At 71.5% G+C, this 4,790-nt stretch carries 4 protein-coding genes; 2 read left to right on the top strand and 2 right to left on the bottom strand.

Annotated elements, in window-relative coordinates; translation table 11 throughout:
* Nucleotides 1–214 precede the first annotated feature (214 nt).
* On the bottom strand, nt 215–1,603 hold the full coding sequence (locus tag ACFWIW_RS41000; protein WP_378373420.1) for a PepSY-associated TM helix domain-containing protein: 1,389 nt from the start codon (nt 1,601–1,603) through the stop codon (nt 215–217).
* Nucleotides 1,604–1,715: 112 nt separating this feature from the next.
* Nucleotides 1,716–2,261, bottom strand: a complete 546-nt coding sequence (locus tag ACFWIW_RS40995) for a hypothetical protein (protein ID WP_378373419.1) — start codon at nt 2,259–2,261, stop codon at nt 1,716–1,718.
* A gap of 57 nt (nt 2,262–2,318) precedes the next feature.
* On the opposite strand from ACFWIW_RS40995, the gene ACFWIW_RS40990 reads away from it, so the two are divergent.
* Complete coding sequence (locus tag ACFWIW_RS40990; protein ID WP_378373418.1) at nt 2,319–3,515, top strand: MFS transporter; 1,197 nt, start codon at nt 2,319–2,321, stop codon at nt 3,513–3,515.
* Nucleotides 3,516–3,547: 32 nt separating this feature from the next.
* Nucleotides 3,548–4,552 carry a LacI family DNA-binding transcriptional regulator gene (locus tag ACFWIW_RS40985; RefSeq protein ID WP_240599035.1) on the top strand — a complete coding sequence of 335 codons (1,005 nt, stop codon included), beginning with the start codon at nt 3,548–3,550 and terminating at the stop codon, nt 4,550–4,552.
* Nucleotides 4,553–4,790: the final 238 nt, after the last annotated feature.

Below are 4,790 nucleotides of genomic sequence, written 5' to 3'. Positions count from 1 at the left end.
CACATCCCCGGTCGCCTGTGCTTTTTGGGTGGTGGGTGGGTGGTGGTGTGTGGGCGTGGGGGCCTTAAAACCCCACCTCCCACCCCAGCACCCCCCACCAGGACCGGACACCATGGGACCAATCGGGCACGCAATCGGCGCGATGTGTCTCGTGTGGACACTCCGCACCGGGACACCGCGCTCGCCGCCCGGCTGTGGGCGGCGAGCGCGGAACTCACCCGGTGACGTCGGTCGAGTCCGGTGTGGACTTGCCACGGGATCGCAGGCCCAGCAACAGGTCGATCACCAGGAACGCCAGCAGGCTGATGCCGAGCAGCGGTACGAACCACCCGATCGCGGCGGCCAGGACGAGGAGCCCCGCCAGCAGCCAGGGCGGCGCCTTGCGCCATTGACCGCGCGGGATGGGCCGCCCGAAGGTCAGCCCGGTGGCGCGGGTGGGCCTGCGCTGCCACCACATCCGGTAGCCGAGCACGACCAGCGTGACCAGACCGGCGCCGAGCAGGAGCAGCACGATCTGGTTGGGCCAGCCGAACAGCACGCCCATATGCGCGTCGATCCCCCAGCGGGCGAGCTTCGCCATCAGCGGGTAGTCGGCGAACCGCACCTCGCCCAGGATCTGCCCGGTGGTCCCGTCGACCGCGACGGCGTCGACCTGCGTCGGCCAGCCGCGCTCGATTTCCGCCACCTGCCAAGGAGCACCGGGTTTCGTGGGCAGCCCGATCTCCACCGAGGCGGCGTCGATCCCGGCGGCGCGGGCGGAGGCCAGCATCGCGTCCACGCTCTCGGGTTTCGCGGGCGCCGGCGCGGCCGGGGCGTCGCCGTGACCGGCGTGACCGGCGTGTTCGTCACCACCGGTCACCTTCAACGCCGGAGTTGCCCAGCCGAGGGATTCGCGCAGCGCGGAGACGTTCTCACCCGCGTACGCCGACCACGTGAGCCCTGTCGCGGACAGGAACAACGCGCCGAGCAGTACCCACAGACCGAGGGATCCGTGACGGCGCATCGACTTCCCGCGCGCGGACTCGGCCTTCTCGGCCCGGCGGGCACGACGGCGGCTCACCCACAGCACCAACCCGCCGAGCGCGACCACCCACAGCCAGGAGGCGGCGAGTTCGCTGTAGAGCCGCCCCGGCTCGCCGAGCAGCAGGTTGCGGTGCAACTGGTCGAGCGTGGTCCGGAACGGCAAAGCGCCGCTCGTGCCGTAGGCGACGAGGTCCCCGCGCACCTGCGCGGTGGCCGGATCGACGAACACCGCCCGCCGTTCGGACTCGCCGAGTCCTTCCTCGGCGAACAGCACCCGGGTCGTGTCGCCCGGCTCGGGGGCGGGCCGGACGGCGACCAGTTCGCCGCCGGGATGAGCCGCTTGGGCCGCCTTGACCTGATCGGCGAGTGAGGCCTGGTTCAGCCCGACGGGGGCGCGGAGCTGGTCGGAGTAGATCCAGGACTCCATCTGCGGTGTCGCCGCGTAGAGAACGCCGCTCAATGCGGCGATGAGGATGAACGGTCCGACGAGAACGCCGGCGTAGAAGTGGAGACGGAGGAACAGCCCGCGCCAGCCGGTCGCGCGCGGCGGGCTCGTGGTCGGTTCGATTCGCGTTGCCATGGGGACTCCTGAGGCGTCGGTGGGGAGGCGTGCGCCTGCTCCGCGCGCCGGGATGGTCACGGCACGCGTGCTGAGCCCTGCCGCGACACGGGTCTCGGCAGGGTTTCGGGGATCAGGCGGAGGCCACCGGCGGGCCGCGCCGCGAAAGCACGTCTCGCAGGAGCGCCTCGGTCGCGGGGAACTGCACCGCGAGCGGGACGTGGATCCGCAGCGGCGCTGTCGCGGGCGGCGGTGTCAAACGCCGGGGAAGAACCGAAGCGATGAGCGTCGTGAGCGCGTACACGACGTGCTCGGCGCCCGCGAGCACCATCGCCACCACCAGGGTCGCGGCGGCGTGCCCGGCGGCCATGGACAGGCCGTTGCCAGGGGACTCGGCGTGATGGGCGTGCGACTGCCAGGTCAGGAAGGTCAGGCAGGCGTGCATCGCCAGTTGCCCGCCCGCCACCAGGCCGAGGATCGCGAGCGGGCCACGGCGACGTCCCGCGAACGCGTACGCCACCCAGCTCAGCAGGGCGACGAGCAGCACGACGACACCGAGGTCCGGGACGCGACCGCTGGTCCCGACGTGGGCACCGGTCGCCAAAGTGCCGGTCAGGACCCCGACAGCCCCGCCGCGGAGGCGCCGGGCCGGGCCTCGGGTCGGGGTCGGTGTGCGCACGGGAGGCAGAGTAGAGCGCGGACGGGCCCGTTGTCTCTCCTTGCTATCGTCGGGCCGGTGTTCCGCAGCCTGTCGTTCCTCCGGCTCTGGACCGGGAACACCGCCTCCGGGCTGGCGACCTGGGCGCTGCCGTTCATCCTCGGACTCGCGGTGCTGGAACGGTCGCTTTCGGCTGTGGACCTCGGCATCGTGCTCGCCGCGCGGACGGCGGGATTCCTCGTGGCCGTCCCGGTGGCGGGTGTACTGGCCGACCGGCATTCCCGCCGCGGGGTCGTGCTCTGGGCAGGTCTCATCGCCGGTCTCGCCACTCCGCTGATCGCCACCGGTATGGGCCGGTCGGTCCTGCTGATGGCCACCGCGGCCGCCGTCGTCGGGGTCGGGCAGGGCGCGTGCCGCCCGGCGTTCCAGGCGTTGACGGCCGAGGTGATCGCCGAAGACCGGCGACAGCAGGCCAACGCCGCGATGACCCTCGCCGTCCGGGTCACGACCTTGGTCGCGCCGGGACTCACCGCCCTGCTCTCCCAGTTCGCTTCGACGTCGGCACTGGTGATCGGGACAGGCGTGCTGTGGCTGGGCGCGGCACTGATCCCGCCGCGAGGCACCTTCACGCCCTCCCCGGCCCCCGCCGGGACCCGCTTCTTCGGCGAGTTCGCCGACGGTCTCCGCGAAGCCCGCCGCCACCCGTGGTTCCTGGCCGGGCTCGGCGCGCTGACCGCCGTCGTCGCGACCGGCTATTCCGCCACCGGCGTCGTGCTGCCGCTGGTCAGCCGCGACCGCTATGACAGCGAAACGGTACTGGCCGCCGGGCTCACCGCGTACACCCTCGGCGCGCTCGCGGGCGCCGTCGTCATCGCGCGCTGGCGCCCGAGGTGGCAGGGCTGGACGGCGCTGGCCGGGCTCGGCTGCTACGGCTTCGCGCCGCTGAGCCTGCTGTTCCCGGTGCACCCGGCCTTCGTCGTCGCCGCCTATGTCGTCGCCGGGCTGGGCATCGAACTGTTCAACGTCCCGTGGTTCACCGCGACCCAGCGGGAGGTCGAGCCGGGGAAGCTCGCGCGCGTGTCCTCTTTGGACTTCCTGTTCTCCTACGGCCTCGCGCCCGCCGGGCTCGCGTTCATCGCGCCCGCGATCGACCGGTTCGGGGCGGCGCCCGTGCTGGCCGCCTGCGCGGTCGTCTGCTTCGCCGCTCCGGCGGCCGCCGCCCTCGTTCCTTCCTCACGGGACTTCCGGGCAACCGCACCGATCAAGAGTGTCTAGTTCTTGCGCTCGCTTGCGGTAATGTTTCAACCATGACGCGTCGTCTTGCCGAAGTCGCCCGCAAGGTCGGGGTCAGTGAAGCCACGGTCAGCCGGGTGCTCAACGGCCGGTCCGGGGTCTCCGCGAGCACCCGGGCCGCCGTCCTCACCGCGCTGGACGTGATGGGCTACGAACGGCCGACCCAGCTGCGCGGGGATCGCGCCCGCCTGGTCGGACTGGTCCTTCCCGAACTCCAGAACCCCATCTTCCCCGCACTGGCCGAGATCATGGGCAACGCACTGGCCCAGCAGGGTTTCACCCCGGTGCTGTGCACCCGCACCGCGGGCGGCGTCTCCGAAGCGGAGTACGTCGAACTGCTCTTGCAGCAGCAGGTCTCCGGTGTCGTGTTCGCCGGCGGGCTGTACGCCCAGGCCGACGCGGTGCACTCCCACTACCACCATCTCGCCGAGCGGCGCCTGCCGACGGTGCTGATCAACGCCGCCGTCGACCACCTCGGGCTGCCGCAGATCTCGTGCGACGACGCGGTCGCCGTCGAACAGGTCGTCGGACACCTCAGCTCGCTCGGCCACGAGAAGATCGGCCTGGTCCTCGGCCCGAACGACCACGTCCCGTCCCAGCGGAAACTCGAGGCCTTCCGCGCCTACGCGGGGAAACTCGGTCTCCCGGTCCTGGACGAACTGGTCGAACACGGCATGTTCTCCATCGAAGGCGGGCACGCGGCCGCGGCCCGGCTGTACCCGCGCGGCGCGACGGCCGTCCTGTGCGCGAGCGACCTCCTGGCTTTGGGGGCGATCCGCGCGGCAAGGCGGCAGGGACTGTCCGTCCCCGAAGACGTCTCGGTGGTCGGCTACGACGATTCCGCCCTGATGAACTGCACCGACCCGCCCCTCACCACGACCCGCCAGCCGATCGAGGCGATGGGCCGCGCCGTGGTGGAACTGCTGGTCAAGCGCATAAACGGTGGCGAGGTGGCGGCCGAGGAACTGCTGTTCGCGCCCGAACTCGTCGTCCGGGGCTCCACCGCGCGCCGCACCTAGCCTCCCTCGCGGAACTCGCGTGATCGGAGCCGTATCACGCGTGCTTGAAGCCGTATCACGCGTGATTGAGGGCGGATCTGAGTGTTACGCCTCCAAGCACGCGAGTTACGGCTTCAAGCACACATGTTCGGTGAAGCGCGTGAAGCCCCGTCGCCCGTCCTGCGTCTGCTCTGGCTTAGAACCCCACTGCCGAACCTCCCGGTGCGCGCGCCCGCAGCCGACGCCTTCACCGAGGTAC

The organism is Amycolatopsis sp. NPDC058340, assembly GCF_042723975.1.
Classification (GTDB): Bacteria; Actinomycetota; Actinomycetes; order Mycobacteriales; family Pseudonocardiaceae; genus Amycolatopsis.
The sequence above is the reverse complement of the archived record's forward strand: the minus strand, read 5'-3'. Positions and strand labels throughout refer to the sequence as shown.

What these genes read in the sequence shown, in the direction of transcription:
- ACFWIW_RS41000 (WP_378373420.1), bottom strand. Translation starts at nt 1,603, where the DNA reads ATGGCAACGCGAATCGAACCGACCACGAGCCCGCCGCGCGCGACCGGC.
- ACFWIW_RS40985 (WP_240599035.1), top strand. Translation starts at nt 3,548, where the DNA reads ATGACGCGTCGTCTTGCCGAAGTCGCCCGCAAGGTCGGGGTCAGTGAA.